Genomic DNA, 24,456 nt, shown 5'->3' with positions numbered 1-24,456 from the left:
TCCTTGACTTCCCCGCGAAGGCCTCACGGCCACTTTGGGGCCGGGTGGCGGCTGTGGGTGCGGGAGAGCAAAAGCCAAGCCGGAGCGCAAGGCCCGGGGTCGCGGGGTGTGCCTTTACACACCGCGTAATGCGGCGCAGCGGGTGCCAAGGGCCTTGAGGGCGAAGTCAAGGAGGAGGCATCCGCCGCAGGCGGATCCGGGGGACATGAGTCCTCAAGGCCCTTGGTACCCGCCACCCAAGTGAAGCGCCCTACTCCCAGCAGCGGTCCGTACGGCCTTTCAGCGTCGCCGAGCGGCCGCAGTCACGCTGCCCGATGCGGCCGTCGGTGTGCTCGACGATTCGCCGCCCCGTGGCCCGGTCGCCGAGCAGCGAGAAGGCGTCGTACAGGCGGCCGGTGGCGGTGCGTGCCTCGTAGCGGAGCGTGTCGCCGTCGATGCGGATGACCTGGAAGAGCTGGGTGTCTTCGGCCACCGGCGCCATGGTCTCGCGGGCTTCCATCGAGAGCAGGTACTGCTTGGCACCGGCCACCGACACCACGTACTGCGGCGTCGCCTTGCCGGCATCGCCTGCGCGGCGACCGTAGGTGTGGTCGTGGCCCTGCAGCACCAGGTCGACGGAATGGCGCTCGAGCACCGGCATCAGGTGCCGGCGCAGCACGCGGTTGTCGCGACCCTCGCGCGGCGAATACATCGGCTGGTGGATGGCCACGATCGTCCAGGCGCGCGGGCTGTCGCGAAGCACGCCGTCGAGCCATGCGGCCTGCGCCTTGGCGGTACCGAGATCCAGCGCCGAGGTGCCGTCGAGCACCACGAAACGCGCGTCGTGCATGTCGAACCAGTAGGTGGTCGCCTCCGCGCCGGGCGCGCCGTTGCCGGGCAGCGCGAACATGTGCGGCCAGTGCGCGCCCAGCACGCGGCGCTCCTGCGGCGTGTCCTCGAACTCCTCGAAATACTCGTGGTTGCCGGCCAGGGGCGCGAGCAGCATGGTCGACGCCAGCGGTGCCGCGATGTCGGACCACTCGCCCCACTCGTTGTCGTCTTCGCCGTCGCCACCGCTCACCAGGTCACCGGCGAACAGCGCCAGCCGCGCCTTGGGGGCGTGGCGCATCGCCTCCAGCACCACGCGCGTGACGAGGCTGGCGTTCTTGTTCTGGGTGTCGCCGAAGTACAGGAATTCGAGAGGCGTACCCGGAGCCGCCGCCGTGCGCAGCTGCCGCCACGGGCTCCACCAGCCGTTGCCGCCCTGCACGCGGAATGCGTACAGCGTGTCGGGCTGAAGACCGCCCACCGTTACCTGGTGCTGGTGACCGGCGCCGTTCTCCGTGGTGAACGCACGGCTGTGCGCCGCCAAGCTGCGCGTCACGCCCATGTCGGGCGAATCACCGGCGACCACCAGCTCCAGCCTTGGCGCATCCACGCCGTAGGCAGTGCGCCACGACACCTGGAAGCCCGTCGCAGGATCCTCGGCCGGTGAGGCGACGATGCGGTCGGGGTGTGCGGCCGGCGCGTAGCGCAGATCGCCGGCGGGCACGAGGGTGTTGGGCTCCACTTCGCGGGTGTCGCCCGCTGCGGTGCCTGTCATGTCTCGCGACGCCGCCGGGCTGGCCACGGCCAGCGCGAAGAGCACCGCCAGCAGCAGGCGGCCTGCGCCGCGCGACGCCACGCCACCCACGGTCAGCGCGTTCATCGGGTGCATGCCGGCAGGTCGAGCGCGGACGCGATCTCGCGCCAGTCGATCGCCACCGCGCCCTGGTCGTCGTGCACCGCATACAGCACGCCGTCGGGGAACTGCGCGGTCGGTGCGTAATGCAGCCAGATGCCGTCGGTGTTGGCGACCGTCGGCCCTGCGACTGCACCCGCATGCTCCAGCGTGTCGCGCGCGAACAGATGGAATGCGGTGCTGCCCTTGCCCTGTTCGGTGGTGATCCACCAGCCACCACCATCCGCGCAGGTCTTGAGCACGATGCCCTCGGCCTGCGCCTGCAGGAACTCTGCACCGATGGTGCGGCCGCTGAACGCGCCCGCCAGGTCGTAGACCTTGAACTCGTTGGCGTAGGTCTCGTCTTCCTCGGCGATCAGCAGGCGGTTGTTGGCAGGATCGCCCCACAGGGACTCGACGACGCGCAGTGCGCCATCAGCTGACGTGTCGCCGAAGCCACCGACATGGCGGACCGCGAAGCCGTCGCCCCGCGGCGAGAGGGCGAAGCGCTGCACGCGTCGACCGAGTTCCTGCAGCGGCGGCAGGATGTCATCGCCGGCCGCGTCCACGCCGGCCATGTAGGCGTCGGTGACATACACCTCGTAGCCGCCGTCGAGCTTGCCCACCCACAGGCCGTACGGCAGCTGCAGCACGTCGGTGCCGAACTCGGCCACCGTCTCCATGCCCGGCAGGCGCAGCACCTGCACGCGCCGGTTGTCGCGCTCGACCACGAACGCGAAATCATCGACCACGGCGATGCCGTTCGGCCGGTCGAACTGGCCCGCGCCCGCGCCGCGCCCGCCGACATGACGCAGGAATGCACCCGTGCCGCCGTCGTACACCACCAGCCGATGCGTGGCCTTGGCTGTGGCCAGCAGCAGCACGTTGCCATCGGCGCCGGTCCAGCTGGCAACCGAGTCGATGTTGTCGTCAGGCGTCATCGGCGTGGCGAAGGCTTCAGGCACAGCGACAGCATCGATGCTTGTGGCCGGACGCGCGGCTTCCCGTGCGCGGTCGGCGCGGTCTTCGCCATCCTCGACCGCCGGCTTGCCGGAACAGGCAGCAAGCAACAGGACGGAAACGGCAACGGAAATCAGGCGCTGGGGCATCGGGGATCAACCTTGGATCAGGGGCGCGCGTGTCACGCAAGCGAAACATCATCCCCGCGCTCCATGACGACTGGATTGCAGGGCATCGGACCCGGCAACGGTCACATGCATGCCATGCGCGTGCCATTCAATACGCCGATCACTTCGCTTCCGGATCCGCTGCATGAACCGCATCTTCAAGGCCACCCTTCTTTCGCAGGCGCTCATGCTTGCACTGGTGGCACCGGCCGCACTTGCACAGGCCACGGCCCCCGATGGCTCGGCCGATGCGGCAGGCGAACCCAGGCAGCTCGATTCGGTTGTCGTGCAGGGCGAGATCACCTATCGCAACCGCACCACCGACACGGCGCCGGTGCTCAGCTACGACCTCGAGTATTTCCAGCGCTTCGAGCCGAACACGGTGGGCGACATGGTCAAGCGCCTGCCCGGCGCGGCGTTCGTCGGCTCCGACATCATGGAGTTCGACGGCGTGCAGCTGCGCGGCATGGGCGGCGGCTACACCCAGGTGCTGATCAACGGCAAGAAGGTGCCGGGTGCGGGCGACGACCGTTCGTTCTGGGTCGACCGCATCCCGGCGGACATGGTCGACCGCATCGAGATCCTGCGCAGCAACAGCGCCAACCGCTCCGGCGACGCCATCGCCGGCGCGATCAACATCATCCTGCGCGACGCCTACGAGTTCGACGGCGGCTACCTGCGCGTCGGCGTGAACCGCGCGCACGACGGCGAAGTGAATCCGACGTTCGGCGCCGTCGCCAGCGGCGAGGCGCTCGGCGGCCGCATCCTCGCCGGCATCAACGTGCAGGACCGCTACCGCGCCAAGTTCAAGCGCTCCGACCGCTTCACCGATCCATCGATGGAGGAACTGGCCAGCTGGGAGGACCAGACCGAAGTGAAGGACGGCCGCGACTATTCCGGCAACCTGTCCTGGACCGCGGACGTGGGCGACACCGGGCGTTTGAGTGTCGACGGCTTCTACGTGAAGACCGATCGCGACGTGACCGAAGTGTCCTTCGAGGAGGAATACGACGACGGCGAAGTGATCACCTCCAACGTGCCGGGCCTTGCCACGGTGAACCAGAAGAACTGGGGCCTCGGCGCCGAGTACCAGTTCGACATGGCGGGCGGCCGCACCACGCTGAGCGTCGACCACGCGCGCTTCGAGGACGACAGCATCGAAAGCGAGGAGGCGCATGCCTATGTCGACGGCGAGTGGGACGAATCCGATGCCGAGGCCGAATCGCTCGATGCGAAGGACGCCGAAACAAGCTTCACGATCGCCCACAAGCGCCCTGTCGGCGCCGCGGACATGGAATTCGGCCTCGACTACCGCACGAAGAAGCGCGACCTCACCTACTCCTACTACGAGGGTGCGGCCGACAACGAGGGCGACACGCTGGTCTACGCGCTCGATGGCGTTGTCGCCAGCGTGATCGAGGAAAAGCGCCTCGACCCCTACCTCATGTTCTCCGGCACGCGCGGCATTCTGTCCTGGGAGACCGGCCTGCGCCTGGAGACCACCAGGTCGGACATCCGCTACAGCGAGGACGGCGAGGTCGAAGGCGCCGCGAGCAAGGATTACAACGAACTGCTGCCGTCGCTGCACCTGAAGTGGGCCCTGACCGATGCCGACCGCCTCAGCCTGTCGCTGGCCGGCAGCATCAAGCGCCCCGACTTCAACGAGCTGGTGCCGGCCCTGCTCGACGGCGAATTCGGCGACAACGACTACATCGGCAATCCGCAGCTCGACGCGGAAACCGCCAACGGCCTCGACTTCGGCTACGAACGTCGCCTCGGCAAGCGTGGCGTGGTGGGCATCAACCTGTTCTACCGCGACGTCAGGAACCTGATCGAACTGGTGAATACCGGCGAGCCGAGCGAGGAAGCGCGGGACGCCTGGGACGACATGGTGGAGGACGGCGACTACGCCAGCGTCGAGGACGCCATGGCGGCGGAACCGGCCAAAAGCTGGCTGTTCACGTCCGCCAACGTCGGCGACGGCAAGGTCTACGGCGTCGAGTTCGACCTGTCGACCCCGCTGTCGGCGTTCGGCATGGACAGCACCGGCGTGTTCCTGAACTACGCGTACGTCAAGTCGGACGTCGAAGACTTCATGGGCACGCGACGCTTCAACAACCAGGCCCGGTCGGCGTTCAACGTCGGCTTCATCCAGGACGTGCCCTCGCTGGCCGCGAGCTTCGGCGTGACGTATCGCAAGCAGGGCGACGCGTACGAGCGCATCGTTGGCGAGGAAGTCACCATCCGCTACGGCGAGGACCTGGAAGCGTTCGTCGAGAAGCGCTTCGGCAACAGCCTGTCGCTGCGCCTGTCGGCCGCCAACCTGCTGGATGCGTCGAAGGACGAGTTCTTCCACAAGTTCGACACCCTCGGCGACCAGCTGGCGCGCGACCACAAGGAGTACGAGCTGGAGACGGAGGAAGCCGGCCCGGCCTGGCAGCTGGTCATGCGCTGGGCGTTCTGACCCGCTTGCTGCAGACTTCCCGCATTCGCACGCCGGGAACCCCGCATGAAGATTGTCGAAGTCCGCCATCCGCTGGTGCAGCACAAGCTCGGCCTGCTGCGCCGCGCCGACAACAGCACCAAGACCTTCCGCGAGCTGTCGGCCGAGGTGGCCACGCTGCTCACCTACGAGGCCACCGCCGACCTCGAAACCGAAGAGGCCGAGGTGGCCGGCTGGGCCGGCCCGGTGCGCGTGACGCGCATCAAGGGCCGCAAGGTGACCCTGGTGCCGATCCTGCGCGCGGGGCTGGGCATGCTGCCCGGCGTGCTGGATCTGATCCCGGCCGCCAAGGTCAGCGTGGTCGGCATCAAGCGCGACGAGGCGTCGCTCGAGGCCGTGCCGTACTACGAGAACCTGGTGGGCGAAATGGCGGACCGCACCGCGCTCATCCTCGATCCGATGCTGGCCACCGGCGGAACCCTGATCGCGACCGTCGACATGCTCAAGGCCGCCGGCTGCAGCCGCATCAAGGGGCTGTTCCTGGTGGCGGCGCCGGAAGGGCTGCGCGCGCTGCAGGCACGGCACCCGGATGTCGAAGTATTCACCGCCGCGATCGACGAACGCCTGGACGCCACCGGCTACATCCATCCCGGCCTCGGCGACGCCGGCGACAAGATCTTCGGCACCCGCGCCTGAGTCCATCGGCACGGTGCGCCACTGGCCGGGCCGGTGGCCTGCCTGGCGCACGCCTGGCGTTGGGCCAAGTGTGGCCAGCCCCTTGTTCACGCTGTTTTCGGGTCCTGCCGGCTCCCGCCGGTCGCATGCGACCGACGGCGCACTGGCCGGTGCGCATTGGCTGTTCGGACGCAACCGCCTCGACATCGAAAGCCACCAGCTGATCCGCGACGGCTACCGCACGCAGCTCGACGAACGCGCCTTCGCGGTGCTCACCTGCCTGCTTCGCCACGCCGAGCAGGTCGTGCCACGCAGCACGCTGGTGGCCGAAGCCTGGCCGGGCGTCGCCCATGTGAACGACAGCGCGGTGTCCAAGACCATGCGCCGGCTTCGCATCGCACTCGGCAGCGAAGCCGGCCGGAGCCTGTCCACCGTCTACGGCGTGGGCTACCGGCTGACGACGCCGGCGGTCCTGGTACCGGCCGGGGCAACCCTTCCACAGGGCGGAGCCGGGACCAACGGCACGGCGGTGTCGGTTCCAGGTGCGCCACGTCCCCGGCTGCCAGGCCCTGGCGTACCGGAGCCGGCGCGCGCGCAGGACATTCCCGCGCAACCCGAAATCGCGACCGCCGCAGGCGTCCGCCCTGAAGCAGCCAGTGTGCGCGAACGCACCGACCGCGCCCGCCGACACCGCATGGTGGTCATTGCAGTGTTGCTGCTGACGGCGCTGCTGGCCGCCTGGCTGCTGCTCGCGCCCGTGGCACGCTGACCGCCGGGTTCAGCCCGTGGCGCCCAGGCTCCGCGCCTGCAGCCCTGCCATGCGGTGCTCCGCCGTGAACCGGCCGCGGTCGTCGCGCGCCAGCTGTGCCAGTGCGAATTCCGGGTCATGCGTAAAGAACAGGTGCACGTTGCGCGCCAGCTTGTCCTCCAGGAACGCCTGCTTCTCGTCGATCAGGGTCTCCGCGCAGCGGTCGTAGCCCATGGTGATCGGCACGTGCACCCAGGGCAGTCCCGGCACCAGGTCGGCGCAGAACACCACGCCGCCGTGCGGCTCGCCGTCGCGCAGGTCCGGGCCCAGGATCTCGGCCAGCATCATCCCCGGCGTATGCCCGTCGCTGTAGTGGAAGCGCACGCTGTTGCCGAGCGCCGGCGTGTGCACGCCGTCCACCAGCTCCAGGCGCCCGCTGGCCTCCAGCAGGCCTGGAAGCTCGGGGATGTAGCTGGCACGGTCGCGCGAATGCGGGTGCGTCGCGCGTTGCCACTGCTCGCGGCCGACCACGAAGGTGGCGTTGGGGAACAGCAACGATGGCGCGGCACCCTCCGACCAGGCGGCCAGCAGGCCGCCGGCGTGGTCGAAGTGCAGGTGGCTCAGCACCACCACGTCGATGTCCTCGTGGCTGAAGCCCGCGGCCGCCAGCGAGTCGAGCAGCACGTGGCGGTCCTCGGTGACGCCGAAGCGCTCGCGCAGCTTTGGCTCGAAGAACGCGCCGATGCCGGTTTCGAACAACACCGTGCGACCGGCGAGTGGCGTGGCCAGCAGGCAGCGCGTGGCGAGCGGGATGCGGTTGGCGTCATCGGGCGCCGCCCACTTGGCCCAGACCGCGCGCGGCGCGTTGCCGAACATCGCGCCGCCATCGAGCTTCTGGGTATTGCCGTCGATCGACCAGAGTTTCATGGGCCGATAGTAGACCTTCGCGCGCCTCAGTCGGCCGAAGTCGTGCCGAAATGCAGCATGAAACGGCCATCTTCGGGATCGGTCGCCACCACCTCGACCGGCGCCATGGTTCCATCCAGCGCCAGCCTGCCCTGCCCGCTGGCATCGGGCTCGGCACTCGGCAGCCGCAGCCGGCTGCCACGCCAGGCCTTGACCGTCACCAGTGCCCCCGCGGCGGCGACCCGGAGCCTGGTCCGCGCGTCGGCAGGAAGCGCGACATTGCGGCCGGCGGCATCGTCGAGCGCGTCCTGCTGCAGCACGAACAGCGGCTCACCATCGGCTTCGACCGCGAAGCGCCAGTCGGTGGTGCCGACCGAGCCATCGCGCAGCACGACGATGCGCTCGAGCTGCAAGCCGAGGCGGCGTTCGGCCGGCGCGACCGGCGGGGCATCGGCAGCGCCCGCGATGCTTGAGGGCGAGGAAGGTGCCGGCGCAGCGGCGATGGCCGCGGCAGGCGCGTCCTGCAGGGCTCGGGCGCGACGCTGGGCGTCGAGTTCAAACAGGTTGCCGATCAGCGTGGTCAGCGCGACCAGGAAGAACACGGTCGCGGCGAGCTTGGCCGGCAACTTCAGGTACCACGGCTTTGCTGGCTGCTGTCCGGACACGGCGGGCCCCCGGGCTTATCGGCTGCGCGCCGGCGCGGCTTCGACGGCCGCCTTGCCGACCGGATTGCGCGGGTCGCTGCCGCCCTCGAGTTCGTCGGTCTTGCGATCCCACGCGACCGTCTGCAGGTTGCCCCAGACGTGGCTGGAGGCACGCCCGTCGGGCTCGGCCTTCGGCAGGTCGACCACGTGCCCCATCGCCTGCAGCGCGCGCGCGACTTCAGGGGTGAACGTACCGGTCTCGGCCGAGATCCGGTCCGGCATCCACTGGTGGTGGTAGCGCGGCAGACCGGCGACGTCCTGCGCTGACAGCCCCGCGTCGTAGCCGAGCATGCCGAGCAGCACCATGGTGATGATGCGCGTGCCGCCGGGCGTGCCGAGCACCGCGATGCGCTCGTCGGAGACCATGAAGGTCGGTGTCATCGAGCTCAGCATGCGCTTGCCGGGCTTCGGCGCGTTGGCGTCGTAACCCATCACGCCGAAGGCGTTGGGCGTGCCCGGCATGAGCGCGAAATCGTCCATCTCGTTGTTGAGCAGCACGCCGGTACCCGGCGCCACCAGCCCGGAGCCGTACAGCAGGTTCACCGTCTGCGTCGCGCCGACGCGGTTGCCTTCCGCGTCGATGATCGAGAAGTGCGTGGTCTCCTCGTCTTCCAGCGGCGTGGGTGCGCCGGACAGCAGTTCGCTGGGCGTCGCCTTGTCGGGATGGATGGTGGCGCGCAGGCCGGCGGCGTAATCCGGGCTGGTGAGCAGGCGCTGCGGCACCTTCACGAAGTCCGGGTCCCCCAGGTAGAAGGTGCGGTCGCGGAACGCGCGGCGCATCGACTCCACCACCAGGTGCGTTGCCTGCGCCTCGGGCAGCGCATCGAGGTCGTACGGCGCCAGGATCTGCAGCATCTGCGCCAGCGCGATGCCACCCGACGACGGCGGCGGCGCGGTCACTACTTCCCAGTCGTGGTAGCGGAAGCGGATCGGCTCGCGCACGCGCACGCGGTAGGCGGCGAGCTCTTCGGCCGTCCATTCGCCGCCGGCGTCGCGCACGCCGGCCACGAGCTTTTCCGCCACGTCGCCGCGATAGAAGCCGTCGAAGCCGCCGTCGGCCAGCGCCTGCAGCGTCCGCGCCAGGTCCGGTTGACGGAACACGTCGCCTTCGGCGATCGGGCGGCCACCGGCCAGGTACACCTCGCGTGTGCCGGGATAACGCTCCATCACCTCGCGCCGCGCCTGGTAGCCGCGCGCCATGCGCGCATACACCGGGAAGCCCTCGCGGGCGATGCGGATCGCCGGTGCCAGGCTGCGCGAAAGCGGCAGCCGGCCATGTTCGGCCTGCAGGTGCACGAACGCGGCCGGCAGGCCGGGGATGCCGGCCGACCATGCGCCGTTGGTGGCGCGGTCGCGGTCGAAGCCGCCGTCGGCCAGCACATAGCGCTCTGGCGTGGCCGCGGCCGGCGCGGTCTCGCGCGCGTCCACGAACAGGTCCTGGCCGCTGGCGGCATCGTGCAGCAGGAAGAATCCGCCGCCGCCGATGCCGGAGCTGATCGGCTCGACCACAGACAGCACCGCCGACACCGCGATCGCGGCGTCAAAGGCGTTGCCGCCGTCGGCCAGGATCTCGAGGCCCGCATCGGTGGCCAGCGCGTGCGCCGAGGCCACGGCGACGCCCGGCGGCCTGGCCGCAGGCGCGCCGGAGGTCGCGGTGGCGGCAACGGCTTCGCCATCGGCCACGCTGGCGCACGCCGGCACAAGGGCCAACAGCAGCGACAGCGCGCCAAGGTGCAGCAGGTTGCGAAGGCTCATGCAGCGTTCTCCCGCAGCCGCATGAGCTTGGCAAGCAGCTGGTCGTGGGTTTCAGGGATGTCGGGATCGGGGTCGATGCACTCGACAGGACAGACGACGACGCACTGCGGCTCGTCGAAATGCCCCACGCACTCGGTACAGCGCGCAGGATCGATCACATAGATGGTCTCGCCCTGCGATATCGCATCGTTCGGGCATGCCGGCTCGCAGACGTCGCAGTTGACGCAGAGCTCATTGATACGCAGGGCCATGGGCTCATTGTAGACCTAGCCCGCAAGGACCGCCGCCGGGGATGCCGGCGGCGGCGCCTGGATCACTTCGCTTCGATGAAGACGTAGTCGACGCCGGCGGGGGCAACCGCGGCCGCGACGCGCTCGTTGTCGGCGGCAGCACCGATGAACAGCACGCGCACGCCCTTCATGGTGTCGGCCGGCACGTCGGCGAACGACTGCACCACGATGTCACCCATGCGGGTGGAATCAGCCGAGGCGTAGGCCAGCAGGTTGCCCTTGACGATGCCGCGGGCCACGTCGCCCTTGGCCTTGTCGAGCAGGCGCTCGTAGGCGCCGGTCTGGTCCTCGGCACCGGCCGTGGACGGCAGGAAATACACGTAGGGCTGGTTGCTGATGCCCTCCATGTTGCGCGTCACCACGTCGGAGACGTAGGCGCGCCACGCCGAGTCGTCGGAGCCGGCGGCAGGTGCGGTCAGCGCGGCCTGGACGGCGACCGGCGCGGCTTCTTCCTTCTTGCACGCGGCCAGCAGCGGGAGTACGAGGCAGGCGGTCAGGATCAGGCGGGACATCGTGTTCATTGCAGGTTCCCCATGTTTTCTGGAAGGCCGGAACGCGTGGTTCCGGAGGTCAAAGCTTGGTGCGCCGCCATTCGGCCTGCAGCGCATCGGCCACTGCCGCCGGCACGAATCCCGAGACATCGCCGCCAAGGCGTGAGATCTCGCGTACCAGCGATGATGAGATGAAGCCATATTGTTCCGCGGGGGTCAGGAACAGCGTCTCGACTTCGGGAATCAGGTGGCGGTTCATGCTGGCCAGCTGGAATTCGTACTCGAAATCCGACACCGCGCGCAGGCCGCGCAGCAGCACCCCGCCGCCGACCTCGGCAACGAAGTGCGCCAGCAACGAGCCGAAGCCCAGCACTTCCACATTGGGGTGCGCGGCCAGCGCTTCGCGGGCCAGCTCGACGCGCAGCGCCAGCGGCAGTGCCGGACCCTTGCCCGGGCTTTCGGCAACGCCGACGATCAGTTTCTCGAACAGCGGCGCCGCCCGGTCCACCAGGTCGACGTGGCCGTTGGTGATCGGATCGAAGGTGCCGGGATAGACGGCGATCCTGTTGCGTGCTGTGGTCATCGCGTCGCTGCGCCGGGTCGGGTGGCTTGGGCCGCGGCGAGTGTAGCAGCGCGGCGGCAGGCCGGGCTCAAGCGGGTCCGTTCCCGGCGGCGTCGGCAGTCGCGTGGCGATAGAGCGCGTGGCGCGCATCGCGCGTTGCGGACTCGCGGTGCAGGCGCCAGCCCGCACCGGGATCGGGTGCCACGCCGGCGGGCGATTCCAGGTACAGCCACGCGTCGCGCGCGAGCCACGGCGGCAGGCGCTGCAGCGCCGCGGCCCAGGCGCCGTCGGCGAACGGCGGGTCGACGAACACCAGGTCGAAGCGGCCGTGCACGGGCAGTCGCAGCCATTCCAGCGCGTCGGCACGCACCACCTTAGCGGCGTCGCCTGCGTGCAGGCGTTCGCAGCTTTCGTACAGCGCCTGCACCAGCGCCGGATCGCGTTCGACCAGCAGCGCTTCGGCGGCACCGCGCGACAGCGCTTCAAACCCGAGCGCACCGCTGCCGGCGAACAGGTCGAGCACGCGCGCACCGTGCAGCATCGGCTGCAGCCAGTTGAACAGGGTCTCGCGCGCGCGGTCGGACGTCGGGCGCAGGCCCGGCGCGTCGGCCACCGGCAGCTTCGACCCACGCCACTGGCCGCCGATGATGCGCACGCTGCCCGCGGGCCTGGCGCGTGGCGAAAGGGTCGGAATGTGGGCCGGTGGTACCATGCCGCGTCATTGTCCGCGCTCGCGCGGCCATGTGCACCCCCTCCCCCACACGGTCCGGTTGCCATCGCAATGGTCAGCTTTTTCCGCCGCAAGAAACCCGAAGCAGGCACCGGCGGAGGGCATGCCGGCAGGCCGAAACTGGACATCGAGGCGCTGGCGGCGGCGTTTCCGAACGCCCCCGGTACAGAGCCGTCGGGTTCCGATGCAGGCGACCACACCGACGACGCGCGCGCCGCGCCGGTCGCCGATGCGATCGACGCGACCGCCGGTACTTCGCCGTCGACGGAAGCCGAGGCAGCAGCCGAAGCCAAGGTGCAGGCGTTCATGGATGCGGCGGTCGCCGCGCCTGTTGCCGCCCCGTTGCCACCCGCGCAGGTCCCGATCGAAGCGCCGATACCGGCCACGCCCGGGTCATCCGGAACCCAGGAAAAGCCGGCCGCGGCACCCGGCAAGTCGGGCTGGCGCGAACGGCTGAAGGGCAGCGGCTTCGCCCGCGGGCTTGGCGGCCTGTTCTCGCGCAATCCGCGCCTCGACGACGACCTGCTCGACGAGATCGAAACCGCGCTGCTGACCGCCGACGTCGGCGTCACCGCCACCACCCAGCTGGTCGAGTCGCTGCGCAAGCGCATGAAGGCCCGCGAGTTCGCCGATGCCAACGCGATGCTCGGCGCGCTGCGCGGCGACCTGATCGCCATGCTCGAGCCGGTCGCGCGGCCGCTGGTGATCGACCCGGCGGTGCGCCCGTTCGTGATCCTCACCGTGGGCGTCAACGGCGTCGGCAAGACCACCACCATCGGCAAGCTGGCGCGGCGCTACAAGGACGAAGGCCGCAGCCTGATGCTGGCCGCCGGCGACACCTTCCGCGCCGCGGCGGTCGCTCAGCTGCAGGCCTGGGGCGAGCGCAACGGCGTGCCGGTGATCGCGCAGGGCCAGAACGCCGACGCCGCCTCGGTGGCGTTCGACGCGCTGCAGGCCGCGCGCGCGCGCGGCACCGAGATCCTGATCGCCGACACCGCCGGGCGCCTGCACACCCAGCAGGGACTGATGAACGAGCTCGGCAAGATCAAGCGCGTGCTCGGCAAGCTCGACAACGCCGCGCCGCACGAAGTGCTGCTGGTCATCGACGGCACCACCGGCCAGAACGCGCTGTCGCAGCTGCGCCAGTTCCACGCCGCGGCCGGCGTGACCGGGCTGGTGGTCACCAAGCTCGACGGCACCGCCAAGGGCGGCGTGGTGTTCGCGCTGGCGCGCGAGTTCGGCATTCCGATCCGCTACGCCGGCATCGGCGAGCGCCCCGAAGACCTGCGCGTGTTCGACGCCGAGGCCTTCGTCGACGCACTGCTGCCGGAAGCGCTGGGCGCGTGACGCGGCGCCGCGTTGCCGCCTGGCTGGCGGGGACGCTTGCGCTCCTGCTGCTTGCCGCCGCCATCGTGCTGTCGCTGCTGGCACAGCCGCAGCGACTTTCGCGGCTCGCGCTGGACACGGTGGGCGGCATCCTCGGGCTGGAGATCAGCGCTTCGGGCGAAGCGCGCTACCGCCTGCGCGGCACGCCCATGCTCGAAGTGCGCGACGTCGTCGCGCGCCAGCCTGGTGCCGCCACGCCACTCTTGCGCGCAGAGCGTGTGTTCCTTTCCCTGCCATGGTCCACGCTGCGCAACCGCGCCGCGCCGCTCGAGCTCGACCGCATCGAACTCGACGCGCCCCGGCTTGATGTCGCTGCGCTCACGGCCTGGCTTGCCACGCGGCCACCCGGCGACGGCCGGATCCCCACGCTGCGCAATGGCCTGCTGGTCAACGACGGTCGCATCGACGGCGACGGCTGGCACGTCGAAGCGCTCGGGCTGTCCCTGGACGCGCTGCGCGCCGGCGCGCCGCTGGCCGCGAAGGCACGCGGTCGCCTCGTGCTTGCGCCGCCCACGGCGGTCCAGTTCGACCTGCGCATCGCTGCCGAACGGGTCGAGAACGGCAGCGGCGCCGCCGTCACCGGCCGCGCCACGCTGGACAACGGCAGCTGGCGGCTGCCCGCCTACGTCACCGCCTCCGGGCCGCTGCGCTACGACGCCGGCACGCTCCGCGTGCAGCCGCTGCGCTTCGGCGCAAGCGCGCGCTACGACGGCGGCGACAGCGCGCTGCCATTCACGCTCGGGCTGCATGGGCCGCTGCGGCTGCGCAACGGTGCGTGGTCGCTCGCGCCGGCCGACGTGGTGTTGCAGGGTGAAGGCGTGGTGCCCACGCTCGATGCGCGCGGCCGGATCGCACTGTCGCGCGCACTGCTGCTGGAGCTGTCCGGGCGCATGGCAGCATGGCCGCAGGCCTGGCCGGCGCTGCCGCCGCCGCTGGACGCACCGGACACCCCGCTGCCGTTTTCCATCGCCTACGCCGGCAAGGCGACGCTTGGCGACCCCGTGGCCGTGCAGCTTGCGCGTGGCGACGCGCGCGCCGAAGCCGTGTTGCGCATCGCCGAAATCCTCGCCTGGTCGCAGTCCGCCGCGGACGACTCACCGCTGCCGCCGCTGCGTGCGCGCGCCACCGCGCCGCGCATCGAAGTGCCGGGTGGCGTGCTCGAAGGCGTGGAAGTGACGATCGAAGAATCGCCGTGAGCGAAGTTGCCGACAGCGGCTTCGCGCCGCGGCTCCTCGCGTGGTTCGACATCCACGGCCGCCATGACCTGCCCTGGCAGCACCCGCGCTCGCCGTATCGGGTGTGGCTGTCGGAAATCATGCTGCAGCAGACCCAGGTGCGCGTGGTGGTGCCCTACTTCGAGCGCTTCGTGGCCGCCCTGCCCGACCTGCCGGCGTTGGCCGCCGCGCCGCTGGACGACGTGCTCGGGCTCTGGTCGGGTCTGGGCTACTACGCGCGCGCGCGCAACCTGCACGCCGCGGCGCGCGCCTGCGTCGAACGCCACGACGGCGAACTGCCGCGCGACTTCGACGCACTGCTGGCGCTGCCGGGCATCGGCCGCAGCACCGCCGGCGCGATCCTGTCGCAGGCCTGGGGCGACCGCCACGCGATCCTCGATGGCAACGTCAAGCGCGTGCTGGCACGCGTCCACGGCGTCAGCGGCTGGCCGGGCCTGCCCAAGGTCGAGAAACAGCTCTGGCAGCACGCCGAGGCGCAGCTGCCCGACGCGCGCCTGGCCGACTACACCCAGGCGCAGATGGATCTCGGCGCCACCCTGTGCACGCGCCACGACCCGGCGTGCATCCTCTGCCCGCTGCACGACGGCTGCGTCGCACGCATCCAAGGTCGCGTCACCGAGCTGCCCACGCCGAAACCCGGCAAGGCGCTGCCGCAGCGCGAAGCCGTTCTGCTGCTGCTTCGCGACAGCGAAGGCCGCGTGCTGCTGCGCCGCCGCCCGCCGGCCGGCGTCTGGGCCCAGCTCTGGTCGCTGCCGGAGGCCGACGACCATGACACCGCGCGTGCGCTTTTCCACGCCCATGTCGACGGTGACTACGCGCAGGGCGAGGCCCTCGAGCCGATTGCCCACGCTTTCAGCCACTACCGGCTGAGGCTGCTGACGCTGCGCTGGCGCGCAGTCGCCCCCGCCGCCGCGGTGGGCGACAATGACGACCTGCGCTGGGTATCGCTAGACGCGATCGATGCCCTCGGGATCCCGGCGCCCGTCAGGACACTGCTCGACGCGCAGTTCGCCGAGCAGCAGGAGGATCCGCCGCCATGAGCCGCACCGTGTACTGCGAATACCAGAAACAGGACGCCGAAGGCCTCGCCTTCGTACCGTGGCCGGGCGAACTGGGCAAGCGCGTCTTCGCGCACATCGGCAAGGCCGGTTGGGCGGCATGGCTGGCGCACCAGACCATGCTGATCAACGAGAACCGGCTGTCGCCGCTGGATCCCGCGCACCGCGCCTTCCTCGAAGGCGAGATGGAGAAGTTCCTGTTCGGCGGCGGCGCCGAAACGCCCGCCGGCTACGTGCCCGAAGACGCTTCCTGATCTTCGCGGGCCGCCTTCTCGGCGGCCTTGACCTTGCTGGTGTCGAGCGGACGGATCTCGCTGATGCGGCACGGGATCTGCATCGAACCCTGGCCGCTTGCCAGCACCTTGTCGAAGCGCGCCGAAACGCGCCCGGCCTGGCTGCTGGTGACCGCGATCACCGGGGTGAATTCGATATCCGGGCAAGGCCCGTCCAGGTCCAGCAACCAGGCGCGCCTCGGGCTGGTCCACAGCGCGATCGCGCCGTCGCCCAGCGGCGTCCAGCCGGTGATGCTCCCGTGGAACGGGAAGCTGTTGACCGGCAAACCCGCCGCGGCGCGATAGATCGCGAGCTTTTCCGCGGCGCCGACTCTGCCACCCGTCGCACAACCCGACACCAGCAATACCGCCGCCAGGGCCATGCCCATCCGGGCAATCGTTTTCGTGGACATCGTCGCCTCCCGCCGCAGTGCGGCATCTACATCCGTAACGCCATCATGCAACGCGCGGAATGCGCCCGGAGCGACACCCCACAAGCAGGTTCAGCTGCCGTGATGCTTGCCGCACGCGCCCCGCCGCCGTATCATTCCGCGCTCGCCAGTGGCCGGGTAGCTCAGTTGGTAGAGCAGGGGATTGAAAATCCCCGTGTCGGGGGTTCGATTCCCTCCCCGGCCACCATTTGCGGTGGACAGTGAAGCGAGACAGGACAAGGGCTGCGAGCAATCGCGGCCTTTTTTCTTGTCTGTCGTCCGCGTATCCCTCTCCGATCCATACCCTTCGGATATCCCTCAACGGGCCGGTGCGTTCGTCCGCACAGGACGCGCTCAGGGACGCGGCAACCTTCCCGGACAGGGGACGATCCCCCTCGACGATCAACCGGGCTCCTGGGCGACTGGGGAGCGATCCCGGACGCCTCTGGGGGACAGGATCGAGGGGGAGCTCCCGGACGTTACGGGGGCGGATCGTCTAACCCTGCGTGGGGGCTCTTCCTACCCGACGACGCGGCCCGTCGCAGCGGGCGCGACCGCAGAGGCGCAGGCTTCAACACCGGCAAACTGGCCCTACAGGCGCGAGTGTGATGAAGTCGACCCCTACGTTGATGCAGGGGAGGCATCGAATGCGGACAGACCTACGTGGCCTTGTGGAGCGCATCGACCTAAGCGCGCCACGCGGTCTGATCCCGCTGTTCGAGGCAATCTCCAATTCCATTGATGCCATCGAGGAGCGAAAGCTAACGCCTTCAGATGGACGAATCCGAATTCGCTTGATTGAGCGCCATGACCTCGCCACCGAGGGACATGACCCCACGATCCTGTTTGATGGGTTCGAGATTTCCGATAACGGCATCGGCTTCACCCAGCGGAACATCACATCCTTCGGCGAGGCCTACACCCTTAGCAAGGTGAAACTTGGCGGCAAGGGTGTTGGCCGCTTCATGTACCTCAAGGTCTTCCAGCAGGTGGAAGTCAGGAGTGTGTTCGAGGCCGAAGCCGGAGGCCTCCTGCGCGCGTTCCGGTTCAACATCGACGATGAAATGGCGGGCTCAGATACGACGAGCCCAACAGACGAGCCAGTAGGAACGACCATCGTCATGCAGGGCTTGGACCAGAAGTACCAAGCCGCTTGGCCGCGCGACCCAGAAACGATAGCCAAGCGCATCATCGAGCACTTCCTAATCCGGTTCGCTGCGCGGCTTTGCCCCCGCATCATCCTTGAGGCGTCTGGCTTCGAGGCAGTCAACGTTAATGACCTGTACGACCAGACGGTTCAACCCCATATCCAAGAACGCTTCTTCACCGTAGGGAAGAACACTTTTGCTGTTCAGGCCTTCCGGAACAAGGATGGGCGCGCCAAGCATGAGTACCACCTCTGCGCTAACGGTCGCGAGGTCACCACGGCTCGACTACGCGATCTCATGCCCGAGCTGCCGGAGAAGCTGACCGACGACCAGCAGGCTTCTTATGCGCTCATCGTTCTCGTCACCGGCGAGTACCTTGATGACCACGCGAATCGCGAACGAACGAGCATCCTGTTCCAGTCGGATGATGCACTCGATCTTGACCGCACGCTGCTCTCGAAGGCCGAGCTTACGAAAGCGTTGGCAGAATCACTCCGAGAAGTCTTGGTCGAAGACCTAAAGACGACCAACACGGAGAAGGTGGCGCAGATCGAACGCTTCGTTGAGAAGGCACCGGAGTATCGCGTGCTGATGCGCGAGCGGTACCGGACTCTCATTCAGAAAAAAATTCAACCTGGGCTTAGTGATGAAAAACTCGATGAGGCTCTGCTACACCTCCGCCGCGAAATAGAGGATGGCGTAAGGAAGGAAGAGCGGCACGTCGCAGCTCGAATGGAGACCGAATCGTTTGATGCCTATGAGCAGCAGATCAAGAAGCTCATGGAAGACATGAACGATGTTGGCAAAAGCAAGCTAGCGGACTACATCGCGCATCGCCGCGTCATCCTCGACCTCATCGGGCATAGCCTGAAGCGCGCCTATGAGGACGACAAGTACCCGCTCGAACGGGTGCTACACAAGATGATTTTCCCAATGGGCGCTACATCGAAGGACATTTTCTTCGAGCAGCAGAACCTGTGGCTGATTGATGAACGCCTCTGCTTCCATACGCTTCTCACCTCGGACAAGAAACTCAACAGCGTGCGCGGATTGGAGGGTACTTCAGGAAAAGAGCCGGACATCTTCTCGTTCTTCTACGACACTCCTGTTGGTGTTTCGGAACCGGGTGATGGCTCTGGCGGCGTGGTCATCATCGAGTTCAAGCGACCCGGCAGGGACGATTACAGATCAGACCCAACGGAGCAGATCACGCAACGGTTCTATGAGATCAGCAACGGCGGGGTCAAAGACGTGGATGGGCGCCCGATCAATCCGACCAATTTGCGCTACGTCGGGTATCTAATAGCCGACATTACCCCGACCATGCAGCGGCAGGTAGACATGCTCTACAACAAGACCGCTGACGGCGAAGGCTACTTCAAGACGCTGGCCGGCGGTCGCGGCTATGTCGAGATCATTTCGTATGACCGACTGGTTAAGGACGCGATGCGTCGAAACCGCGTGCTGTTCGACAAGCTTGGTGTTCATAAGGATTGAGCTCGCCGTCTGGGGGCAGTTCATCGCGATAGGAAAGGAGAATTGGATGGTTCCGGGTGACGATGACGATGATGGCCCCATGCTCAAGCCGCGCGTGGCTGGTCGAAAGAAGACCGCAAAATCTGCTGCCAAGAAGGCAGCCAGGAAAGTTGTAGTCGTTATCAAGAAAGCTCCAGCCAAGAAAGCTGCTAAGAAAGCAGCAGCGAAGAAGGCTGCGAAGAAGCCTGCTGCAAAGAAGGCTGCGAAGAAGCCTGCTGCAAAGAAGGCAGCCAAGAAAGCTGCAAAGAAGCGTGCCTAATGCCCAGCCTTGATGATGCCAAGAAGAAGCTAGACGAGCTCTCCGCTCAAGTCTCGACCATTGTCAGGACTGTAGCCGCAGGCGTCCTCGCGATCGTCTGGCTATTCCTATCCGGCGACTCGGACAGCCCTCCATTGCTGTCAGCCGTTCCCGCATGGCTAATGGCCTTGATTGCGTTACTCGCGATCAGCTCCATTACCTTTGACTTGCTTCAATACGTCACTGCTTACGAGCAGGTGAGCAAGGCGCGAACGGCCGCAAAGAAGGCCGGGTTGCAGGAGGTTGACTACTCCGATTCGCCACTGAAGGACTGGCGTTACCGGTTCTATGCATGGAAGTACTACGCCGCAATCGCCTCCGCCGTACTTCTGATCGCGTCCGTTGGGTGGGCGGTGGTTGATGACTTGTTCTTCTAACTTGTTTGCGGCTCTTAAACCCCAAAGAGGCGCTTGTTGAGGAACAACAGATCTGCCGACCTGGCCGCGTCCGTCTCCGACAGACCGAAGACAGCGATGGCGAGGGCCAACACCAGGTCATCGTGCTCCCCTTCGCGGGCATTGAACGTCGCGTTGCCCGCGTCCGTGTATTTGACCCGGAACTCCTGCAACTCGCGGGTCAGCACGGCTGCATCGGGTAGCGCGCGCGGGATGCGGAGGTCGCCGGAATGCAGCAGCGCCTGTAGACGGCTGACCAGCGTCACCTTCGACACCGAGAACCCGAACTCCGTCTCCGTCGTCTCCCGACCGCCAGTGATGGTGATGGCTTCGCCCCGGAGTAATCCGGCGCACGTCTTCCGCGCCGCTGCGCTTCCTTTTGGCATGCTCGGCGATGTACTTCTCAGAGAGCTGGGGAACGGTGATTTCCCGCTTGTCGCGCTCGCGGGCCTCTTCGGCATCCTTCCGGGCCTTCACCTTCGCCGCGGCAGGGTCGCCCCCTAGCTCGATCTCTTTCCGGAGCTTCAGAAAGACCTCACGGGCGGCCGCGGCCGACAATGCGGGCCAATGGCCGAAGACGTAGCGACGGGATTCCTTCGTCTTGGTGGTGTAGACGCAGCGGAAGGAAATGCTCCCTTTGGCAGTCACGCAAATAGCGAACCCCGGTAGAGGGGGTTCGTCTCGTAATCCAGACGGCTGCACCCTGGCGGCGGGAGGGGAACGCTCTTTAGGTACTTCTCTGTGATGCGGAATTGCTCGGCAGATTTCGTGGCCATTGCCTGTTCCTCTGTGGTCTAGGGTCATATCCCTCGCGTATCCCTGAAGGACACGGACGGGACGCGAATGCATCATCCTTCAAACGGACGGGGAACGCATCATTTTTCCCTTATTAATCAGTATCTTATAGCAACTTTACAGAGGAATTTTCAGGCAAAGCAAGGTTAGGGAGTGCCCGTGGACTCCTTGAAAATCCCCGTGTCTGCACGGCATTCGCCCTGCGGGGCTTTTCGTTGGTGGACGTGGGAAAATCCACGACATGAATGATTCCGGGCCGCAGCCCACGGCCCAACAGGCCACCGCCACCACGCGCGTCCTCACCGAAGCACTGAAGACCGACATCCGCGCCGCCTACAGCAGCCTGCAGGACAACACGCCCGGCTTCAGCACGCGGCGTGCGCAGAGCCACATGATCGGCGTGGTCTCGCGGGCTCTGGCTACCAGCGGCGGCATCGGCATTGCCGAAGCGCCGACCGGCGTCGGCAAGAGCCTCGCCTACCTGACCGCCGGCGTGCCGATCGCGCTGGCCACCGGCAAGAAGCTGATCATCAGCACCGGCACCGTCGCCCTGCAGTCGCAGCTGGTCGAGCGTGACATTCCGGCGTTCCTCGCCGCGACCGGGTTGCAGGCACGCGTGGCGCTGGCCAAGGGCCGCACGCGCTACCTGTGCACGCGCAACGCCGCCGAAATGCAGGGCGGATCGAGCCAGGATGCGATGTTCCCCGACGAGGAGCCGCTGTACGACCGTCCGCTGTCCCCGTTCGAGATCGAAGCCGCGACGCGCCTCCTCGAGGCATATACCGATCGCCTGTGGGACGGCGACCTGGATGCCGCGCCGGAAGTCGTCAGCCCTGCCCTGCGCAGCCAGATCACCACGCCGGCATCGGCCTGCGCGGGACGTCGCTGCGGCTATGCCGCGCAGTGCCCGGTGCTGACCGCGCGCACCACCGTGCGCGAGGCGCAGATCGTGGTCACCAACCACGCCCTCCTGCTGTCGTCGCTGTCGCTGGGGGATGCGGAAAACAGCCAGCCCTTGCTGGCGGCGCCCGCGGACATGCTGCTGGTGCTCGATGAAGGCCACCACGTTGCCAGCGTCGCCATCGACCAGGGCGCGGCGCGCCTGCCGCTGGGCGACATGGCCAAGCGCGTGGCGCGGATGCAGGGCCTGGTGACCGCCAGCTACCGTCTGGTCGGCAAGGAGACGATCGGCACGCTGCTGCCGAGCGACGCCGTCGAGCTGGCGGCGCGCGTCGCCAAGGCGCTCAAGGCGTTCCGCGTCGAACTCGAACACGCCTGGACTCCCGAACCCGGCGATCGCGATCCGATGTGGCGCGCGCCGCACGGCCGCCTGCCGGTGGACTGGATGCCCGCCGTGGAAGAGCTCGGCGACGACACCCGCAGCCTGTTCAACTGGGTGCACGCCGCGCAGCAGATGGTCGCCAAGTCGAAGCAGGATGATCCGGCCAAGGAGCGCCTGCAGCGCAACCTGGGCATGGCCCTGGAGATGGTCGAGGAACAGCACGCGCTGTGGTCGGGCTGGCGCCGCGAAGACCGCGAGGGTTCGCCGCCCATGGCGCGCTGGCTGACCCAGGCCCGCGACGGCGACCTGGTCTGCCACTGCTCGCCGGTCTCGGCCGCGCAGGTGCTGCGCCAGCTGCTGTGGAAGGACGTCGACTCGGTGGTGATGACATCGGCAACGCTCACCGGCGGCGGCGATTTCCAGGCGTTCGCCATCGATACCGGGCTGCCGGATCACGCCGAGATGGTGAGCCTGCCCTCGCCGTTCGACCTGCCGCGCCAGGCGCAGTTGATCATCCCGAAGTTTCCGGCCACGCCCGATGACCGCGAAGGCCATCCCGCGGCCGTCGCCGACTACCTCGAGCGCGAGCTGGACTGGGGCAAGGGCAGCATGGTGCTGTTCACCTCGCGCTGGAAAATGGAAAAAGTCGCGGAGCTGATGTCGGATGCGCGCCGCAGGCAGATCCTCGTCCAAGGCATGGGCAACAAGTCGCAGACGGTTGCCGACCACGTGGCACGGATCGCCGCCGGCAAGGGTTCCGTGCTGTTCGGCCTGAACTCGTTCGGCGAGGGCCTCGACCTGCCGGGAGAGGCGTGCACCACGGTGGTGATCACCCAGGTGCCGTTCTCGGTGCCGACCGACCCGCAGACCGCCACCTTGAGCGAATGGCTGGAGAGCCGCGGCCACAACGCCTTCAACCTGATCGCGGTGCCGCACGCGCTGCGCACGCTGACCCAGTTCGCCGGGCGGCTGATCCGCACGTCCACCGATACCGGGCGCGTGATCATCCTCGACTCGCGGCTCCTCACCCGGCGTTACGGCAAGCGCATCATCGACGCGTTGCCGCCGTTCGAGCGCGTGATCGGCTGAGACGCCGGCTAGGGCTTGGCGGGTCCGCGCGGCTTCGGATCGGATTCGGTCGTGCGTTGCGTGCCGCCGTGGAAGTTGCGATCCACATCGTCCGGCGCTTCCGGCGATACCGTGTTGCGGTCGCCGGACCCGTGCGGGTATTCGCGCTGTTCGCGGTGTGCGTCCTCGCCTGCGGGACGGTCCTTGCGGACGTCGGGCTTCTTGTCACCGTGGGTCATGAGATTGGCCTCGCTTGCGGGGTATCCGATGCTCGTCCAAGGCGCGTGCGCTGCGCGTCAATTCCACGACACGAGCGCGTGTACGCGCCTCAACCACGCGGCCCGCCCATCACCGGCAGGATCACGCCGTTGACGTACGACGACATCACCGGTGATGCCAGGAACACATACGCCGGTGACACTTCCTCGGGCTGCGCCGGGCGTTTCATGTCGCTGTCCTTGCCGAACTCGGCGACGTCCTCGGGCGCCTTGTCGGCCGGGTTGAGCGGTGTCCACACGGGACCTGGGGCGACGCAGTTAACGCGGATGCCGCGCTCCAGCAGGTTGGACGCCAGCGACATCGTGAATGCGTGGATGGCGCCCTTGGTGGCCGAGTAATCCAGAAGCTTTGGGCTGCCGAAGATGCCGGTCTCCGAGCCGGTGTTGATGATGCTGGCGCCGCGCTCCATGTGCGGCAGCGCGGCGCGCGCCATGTGGAAGTAGCCGGCGATGTTGGTCTGCAGCGTTTCCTGCAGATGACGGTTGCCCAGGTCTTCCAGGCGCTCGACGTGCTGCTGGAAGGCGGCATTGTTGACCAGCACGTCCAGCCGGCCGAATGCCTTCACCGCCTTGCGCACCGCCTTCTTGCAGAACTTCGGGTCGCGCACGTCGCCTGCGATGACCAGGCAGCGCCGGCCTTCGGCCTCGACGTGGCGCTTGGTGAGCGCGGCGTCTTCGTCTTCGTCCAGGTGCATCACCGCGACATCGGCGCCTTCGCGCGCGAACAGCACCGCCACCGCGCGACCGATGCCGGAATCGCCGCCGGTGATGATGGCCGCCATGCCCTCGAGCTTCCCGCTGCCGACGTAGTCGGGCGCCTCGAACCGCGGCGCGAGCGCCAGCGCATGCTCGTGACCCGGCTTGGGCAAGTGCTGCGCGGGCATCGGATTCTCGGGCTGTCGACGCGTGCCGGCCTGTGTCGCTTTTTTGGCGGCCTTTTTGCCCGCCTTCTTCGACACGCGCCTGGAGGCGGCGTCGGCCTTCGACTGGATGTCGCGCTGGCGCGCCACCGTGGCGCTGGTGCCGTCGTCGCTCGCCACCGTCGCAGCCGTGGCTGCCTTGCGCTTGGTCGTCTTCTTCGCCATGTCCTTGCTTCCAGGTCCGCTGGTGGCCCGAGACTGCCACCACCTCCGTGGTCACTCCG

At 67.9% G+C, this 24,456-nt stretch carries 24 protein-coding genes and 1 tRNA gene; 12 read left to right on the top strand and 13 right to left on the bottom strand.

Translation table 11 applies throughout. The annotated features are described in order from the left end of the window. Positions 1 to 250 precede the first annotated feature (250 nt). Both JGR64_RS05940 and JGR64_RS05935 read right to left on the bottom strand, forming a co-directional pair. Positions 251 to 1,687 carry a metallophosphoesterase family protein gene (locus JGR64_RS05940; protein ID WP_199372481.1) on the bottom strand — a complete coding sequence of 479 codons (1,437 nt, stop codon included), beginning with the start codon at positions 1,685 to 1,687 and terminating at the stop codon, positions 251 to 253. Then, positions 1,684 to 2,808, bottom strand: a complete 1,125-nt coding sequence (locus JGR64_RS05935) for a phytase (protein WP_199372480.1) — start codon at positions 2,806 to 2,808, stop codon at positions 1,684 to 1,686. The genes JGR64_RS05940 and JGR64_RS05935 overlap by 4 nt, the downstream gene beginning before the upstream one ends. Positions 2,809 to 2,971: 163 nt before the next feature. Here JGR64_RS05935 and JGR64_RS05930 point away from each other — a divergent pair, with 163 nt between their 5' ends. The 3 genes from JGR64_RS05930 to JGR64_RS05920 all read left to right on the top strand — a co-directional run bounded on the left by JGR64_RS05930 (position 2,972) and on the right by JGR64_RS05920 (position 6,713). Further along, positions 2,972 to 5,290, top strand: coding sequence for a TonB-dependent receptor (locus JGR64_RS05930; RefSeq protein ID WP_199372479.1), 2,319 nt, complete (start codon positions 2,972 to 2,974; stop codon positions 5,288 to 5,290). A 45-nt stretch (positions 5,291 to 5,335) separates the two neighbouring features. Beyond that, positions 5,336 to 5,965, top strand: coding sequence for a uracil phosphoribosyltransferase (gene upp, locus JGR64_RS05925; protein WP_199372478.1), 630 nt, complete (start codon positions 5,336 to 5,338; stop codon positions 5,963 to 5,965). Positions 5,966 to 6,047: 82 nt separating this feature from the next. Continuing rightward, positions 6,048 to 6,713 carry a winged helix-turn-helix domain-containing protein gene (locus JGR64_RS05920; RefSeq protein ID WP_199372477.1) on the top strand — a complete coding sequence of 222 codons (666 nt, stop codon included), beginning with the start codon at positions 6,048 to 6,050 and terminating at the stop codon, positions 6,711 to 6,713. A gap of 9 nt (positions 6,714 to 6,722) precedes the next feature. Here the strand turns inward: JGR64_RS05920 and JGR64_RS05915 are convergent, their stop codons facing one another. From JGR64_RS05915 to rsmD, 7 genes are all read right to left on the bottom strand, one after another. Then, the gene (locus JGR64_RS05915; protein ID WP_199372476.1) at positions 6,723 to 7,619 is read right to left on the bottom strand and encodes an MBL fold metallo-hydrolase; all 897 of its coding nucleotides are present in this window, start codon (positions 7,617 to 7,619) and stop codon (positions 6,723 to 6,725) included. Positions 7,620 to 7,645: 26 nt separating this feature from the next. Continuing rightward, positions 7,646 to 8,263, bottom strand: coding sequence for a hypothetical protein (locus JGR64_RS05910; RefSeq protein WP_199372475.1), 618 nt, complete (start codon positions 8,261 to 8,263; stop codon positions 7,646 to 7,648). A 15-nt stretch (positions 8,264 to 8,278) separates the two neighbouring features. After that, a complete protein-coding gene (gene ggt / locus JGR64_RS05905; protein WP_199372474.1) occupies positions 8,279 to 10,057 on the bottom strand; it encodes a gamma-glutamyltransferase in 1,779 nt (592 codons plus the stop codon). Continuing rightward, positions 10,054 to 10,308, bottom strand: coding sequence for a YfhL family 4Fe-4S dicluster ferredoxin (locus tag JGR64_RS05900; RefSeq protein ID WP_199372473.1), 255 nt, complete (start codon positions 10,306 to 10,308; stop codon positions 10,054 to 10,056). The genes ggt and JGR64_RS05900 overlap by 4 nt, the downstream gene beginning before the upstream one ends. A 62-nt stretch (positions 10,309 to 10,370) precedes the next feature. Beyond that, the gene (locus tag JGR64_RS05895; protein WP_199372472.1) at positions 10,371 to 10,868 is read right to left on the bottom strand and encodes a hypothetical protein; all 498 of its coding nucleotides are present in this window, start codon (positions 10,866 to 10,868) and stop codon (positions 10,371 to 10,373) included. Between the two features lie 49 nt (positions 10,869 to 10,917). Then, entirely contained in the window at positions 10,918 to 11,421 is a 504-nt protein-coding gene (gene coaD / locus JGR64_RS05890) for a pantetheine-phosphate adenylyltransferase (protein ID WP_199372471.1), read from the bottom strand. A 67-nt stretch (positions 11,422 to 11,488) separates the two neighbouring features. After that, positions 11,489 to 12,112 carry a 16S rRNA (guanine(966)-N(2))-methyltransferase RsmD gene (rsmD, locus tag JGR64_RS05885; protein ID WP_199372470.1) on the bottom strand — a complete coding sequence of 208 codons (624 nt, stop codon included), beginning with the start codon at positions 12,110 to 12,112 and terminating at the stop codon, positions 11,489 to 11,491. A 69-nt stretch (positions 12,113 to 12,181) separates the two neighbouring features. On the opposite strand from rsmD, the gene ftsY reads away from it, so the two are divergent. From ftsY to JGR64_RS05870, 4 genes are read left to right on the top strand one after another with little or no spacing between them, the layout of a single operon-like run. Next, the gene (ftsY, locus tag JGR64_RS05880; protein ID WP_199372469.1) at positions 12,182 to 13,477 is read left to right on the top strand and encodes a signal recognition particle-docking protein FtsY; all 1,296 of its coding nucleotides are present in this window, start codon (positions 12,182 to 12,184) and stop codon (positions 13,475 to 13,477) included. Further along, positions 13,474 to 14,712, top strand: a complete 1,239-nt coding sequence (locus JGR64_RS13880; RefSeq protein WP_233347988.1) for a hypothetical protein — start codon at positions 13,474 to 13,476, stop codon at positions 14,710 to 14,712. The genes ftsY and JGR64_RS13880 overlap by 4 nt, the downstream gene beginning before the upstream one ends. Then, positions 14,709 to 15,791, top strand: a complete 1,083-nt coding sequence (gene mutY / locus JGR64_RS05875; RefSeq protein WP_234447008.1) for an A/G-specific adenine glycosylase — start codon at positions 14,709 to 14,711, stop codon at positions 15,789 to 15,791. The genes JGR64_RS13880 and mutY overlap by 4 nt, the downstream gene beginning before the upstream one ends. After that, complete coding sequence (locus JGR64_RS05870; RefSeq protein ID WP_199372467.1) at positions 15,788 to 16,063, top strand: oxidative damage protection protein; 276 nt, start codon at positions 15,788 to 15,790, stop codon at positions 16,061 to 16,063. Before mutY ends, JGR64_RS05870 begins: the two co-directional genes overlap by 4 nt. Here the strand turns inward: JGR64_RS05870 and JGR64_RS05865 are convergent. Then, positions 16,039 to 16,494, bottom strand: a complete 456-nt coding sequence (locus tag JGR64_RS05865; RefSeq protein ID WP_199372466.1) for a DUF6491 family protein — start codon at positions 16,492 to 16,494, stop codon at positions 16,039 to 16,041. The two genes, JGR64_RS05870 and JGR64_RS05865, sit on opposite strands and share 25 nt — an antisense overlap. Positions 16,495 to 16,644: 150 nt before the next feature. Here JGR64_RS05865 and JGR64_RS05860 point away from each other — a divergent pair. From JGR64_RS05860 to JGR64_RS05845, 4 genes are all read left to right on the top strand, one after another. After that, positions 16,645 to 16,720: transfer RNA gene (locus tag JGR64_RS05860), tRNA-Phe, on the top strand. Between the two features lie 463 nt (positions 16,721 to 17,183). Next, on the top strand, positions 17,184 to 19,157 hold the full coding sequence (locus JGR64_RS05855) for an ATP-binding protein (RefSeq protein WP_199372465.1): 1,974 nt from the start codon (positions 17,184 to 17,186) through the stop codon (positions 19,155 to 19,157). A gap of 46 nt (positions 19,158 to 19,203) precedes the next feature. Next, the gene (locus JGR64_RS05850) at positions 19,204 to 19,455 is read left to right on the top strand and encodes a hypothetical protein (RefSeq protein ID WP_199372464.1); all 252 of its coding nucleotides are present in this window, start codon (positions 19,204 to 19,206) and stop codon (positions 19,453 to 19,455) included. Continuing rightward, on the top strand, positions 19,455 to 19,871 hold the full coding sequence (locus JGR64_RS05845) for a hypothetical protein (protein WP_199372463.1): 417 nt from the start codon (positions 19,455 to 19,457) through the stop codon (positions 19,869 to 19,871). Before JGR64_RS05850 ends, JGR64_RS05845 begins: the two co-directional genes overlap by 1 nt. Positions 19,872 to 19,885: 14 nt before the next feature. Here the strand turns inward: JGR64_RS05845 and JGR64_RS13875 are convergent, their stop codons facing one another. Further along, positions 19,886 to 20,275 carry a hypothetical protein gene (locus JGR64_RS13875; protein ID WP_233347986.1) on the bottom strand — a complete coding sequence of 130 codons (390 nt, stop codon included), beginning with the start codon at positions 20,273 to 20,275 and terminating at the stop codon, positions 19,886 to 19,888. A 650-nt stretch (positions 20,276 to 20,925) separates the two neighbouring features. Between JGR64_RS13875 and dinG the strand changes: the two genes are divergently transcribed. Beyond that, positions 20,926 to 23,055 (top strand): ATP-dependent DNA helicase DinG, encoded by a 2,130-nt coding sequence (gene dinG / locus JGR64_RS05835; RefSeq protein ID WP_199372461.1) that lies wholly within the window; start codon positions 20,926 to 20,928, stop codon positions 23,053 to 23,055. Positions 23,056 to 23,063: 8 nt separating this feature from the next. Here dinG and JGR64_RS05830 read toward each other — a convergent pair whose 3' ends face one another. Together JGR64_RS05830 and JGR64_RS05825 are read right to left on the bottom strand one after the other, a co-directional pair. Beyond that, on the bottom strand, positions 23,064 to 23,273 hold the full coding sequence (locus tag JGR64_RS05830; protein WP_199372460.1) for a hypothetical protein: 210 nt from the start codon (positions 23,271 to 23,273) through the stop codon (positions 23,064 to 23,066). 89 nt (positions 23,274 to 23,362) lie between these two features. Further along, complete coding sequence (locus tag JGR64_RS05825; RefSeq protein WP_199372459.1) at positions 23,363 to 24,397, bottom strand: SDR family oxidoreductase; 1,035 nt, start codon at positions 24,395 to 24,397, stop codon at positions 23,363 to 23,365. Between the last annotated feature and the right edge of the window lie 59 nt (positions 24,398 to 24,456).

Source organism: Luteimonas sp. MC1572, from assembly GCF_016615815.1.
In the GTDB taxonomy this organism is placed as follows: domain Bacteria; phylum Pseudomonadota; class Gammaproteobacteria; order Xanthomonadales; family Xanthomonadaceae; genus Luteimonas.
The sequence above is the reverse complement of the archived record's forward strand: the minus strand, read 5'-3'. Positions and strand labels throughout refer to the sequence as shown.

Excerpts from the sequence above, each read along its gene's own strand:
- JGR64_RS05940 (WP_199372481.1), bottom strand. The coding sequence starts at position 1,687 with ATGAACGCGCTGACCGTGGGTGGCGTGGCGTCGCGCGGCGCAGGCCGC.
- JGR64_RS05935 (WP_199372480.1), bottom strand. The coding sequence starts at position 2,808 with ATGCCCCAGCGCCTGATTTCCGTTGCCGTTTCCGTCCTGTTGCTTGCT.
- JGR64_RS05930 (WP_199372479.1), top strand. The coding sequence starts at position 2,972 with ATGAACCGCATCTTCAAGGCCACCCTTCTTTCGCAGGCGCTCATGCTT.
- upp (WP_199372478.1), top strand. The coding sequence starts at position 5,336 with ATGAAGATTGTCGAAGTCCGCCATCCGCTGGTGCAGCACAAGCTCGGC.
- JGR64_RS05915 (WP_199372476.1), bottom strand. The coding sequence starts at position 7,619 with ATGAAACTCTGGTCGATCGACGGCAATACCCAGAAGCTCGATGGCGGC.
- ggt (WP_199372474.1), bottom strand. The coding sequence starts at position 10,057 with ATGAGCCTTCGCAACCTGCTGCACCTTGGCGCGCTGTCGCTGCTGTTG.
- JGR64_RS05900 (WP_199372473.1), bottom strand. The coding sequence starts at position 10,308 with ATGGCCCTGCGTATCAATGAGCTCTGCGTCAACTGCGACGTCTGCGAG.
- JGR64_RS05895 (WP_199372472.1), bottom strand. The coding sequence starts at position 10,868 with ATGAACACGATGTCCCGCCTGATCCTGACCGCCTGCCTCGTACTCCCG.
- coaD (WP_199372471.1), bottom strand. The coding sequence starts at position 11,421 with ATGACCACAGCACGCAACAGGATCGCCGTCTATCCCGGCACCTTCGAT.
- rsmD (WP_199372470.1), bottom strand. The coding sequence starts at position 12,112 with ATGGTACCACCGGCCCACATTCCGACCCTTTCGCCACGCGCCAGGCCC.
- ftsY (WP_199372469.1), top strand. The coding sequence starts at position 12,182 with ATGGTCAGCTTTTTCCGCCGCAAGAAACCCGAAGCAGGCACCGGCGGA.
- JGR64_RS05870 (WP_199372467.1), top strand. The coding sequence starts at position 15,788 with ATGAGCCGCACCGTGTACTGCGAATACCAGAAACAGGACGCCGAAGGC.
- JGR64_RS05865 (WP_199372466.1), bottom strand. The coding sequence starts at position 16,494 with ATGTCCACGAAAACGATTGCCCGGATGGGCATGGCCCTGGCGGCGGTA.
- JGR64_RS05850 (WP_199372464.1), top strand. The coding sequence starts at position 19,204 with ATGGTTCCGGGTGACGATGACGATGATGGCCCCATGCTCAAGCCGCGC.
- JGR64_RS05845 (WP_199372463.1), top strand. The coding sequence starts at position 19,455 with ATGCCCAGCCTTGATGATGCCAAGAAGAAGCTAGACGAGCTCTCCGCT.
- JGR64_RS13875 (WP_233347986.1), bottom strand. The coding sequence starts at position 20,275 with ATGCCAAAAGGAAGCGCAGCGGCGCGGAAGACGTGCGCCGGATTACTC.
- dinG (WP_199372461.1), top strand. The coding sequence starts at position 20,926 with ATGAATGATTCCGGGCCGCAGCCCACGGCCCAACAGGCCACCGCCACC.
- JGR64_RS05830 (WP_199372460.1), bottom strand. The coding sequence starts at position 23,273 with ATGACCCACGGTGACAAGAAGCCCGACGTCCGCAAGGACCGTCCCGCA.
- JGR64_RS05825 (WP_199372459.1), bottom strand. The coding sequence starts at position 24,397 with ATGGCGAAGAAGACGACCAAGCGCAAGGCAGCCACGGCTGCGACGGTG.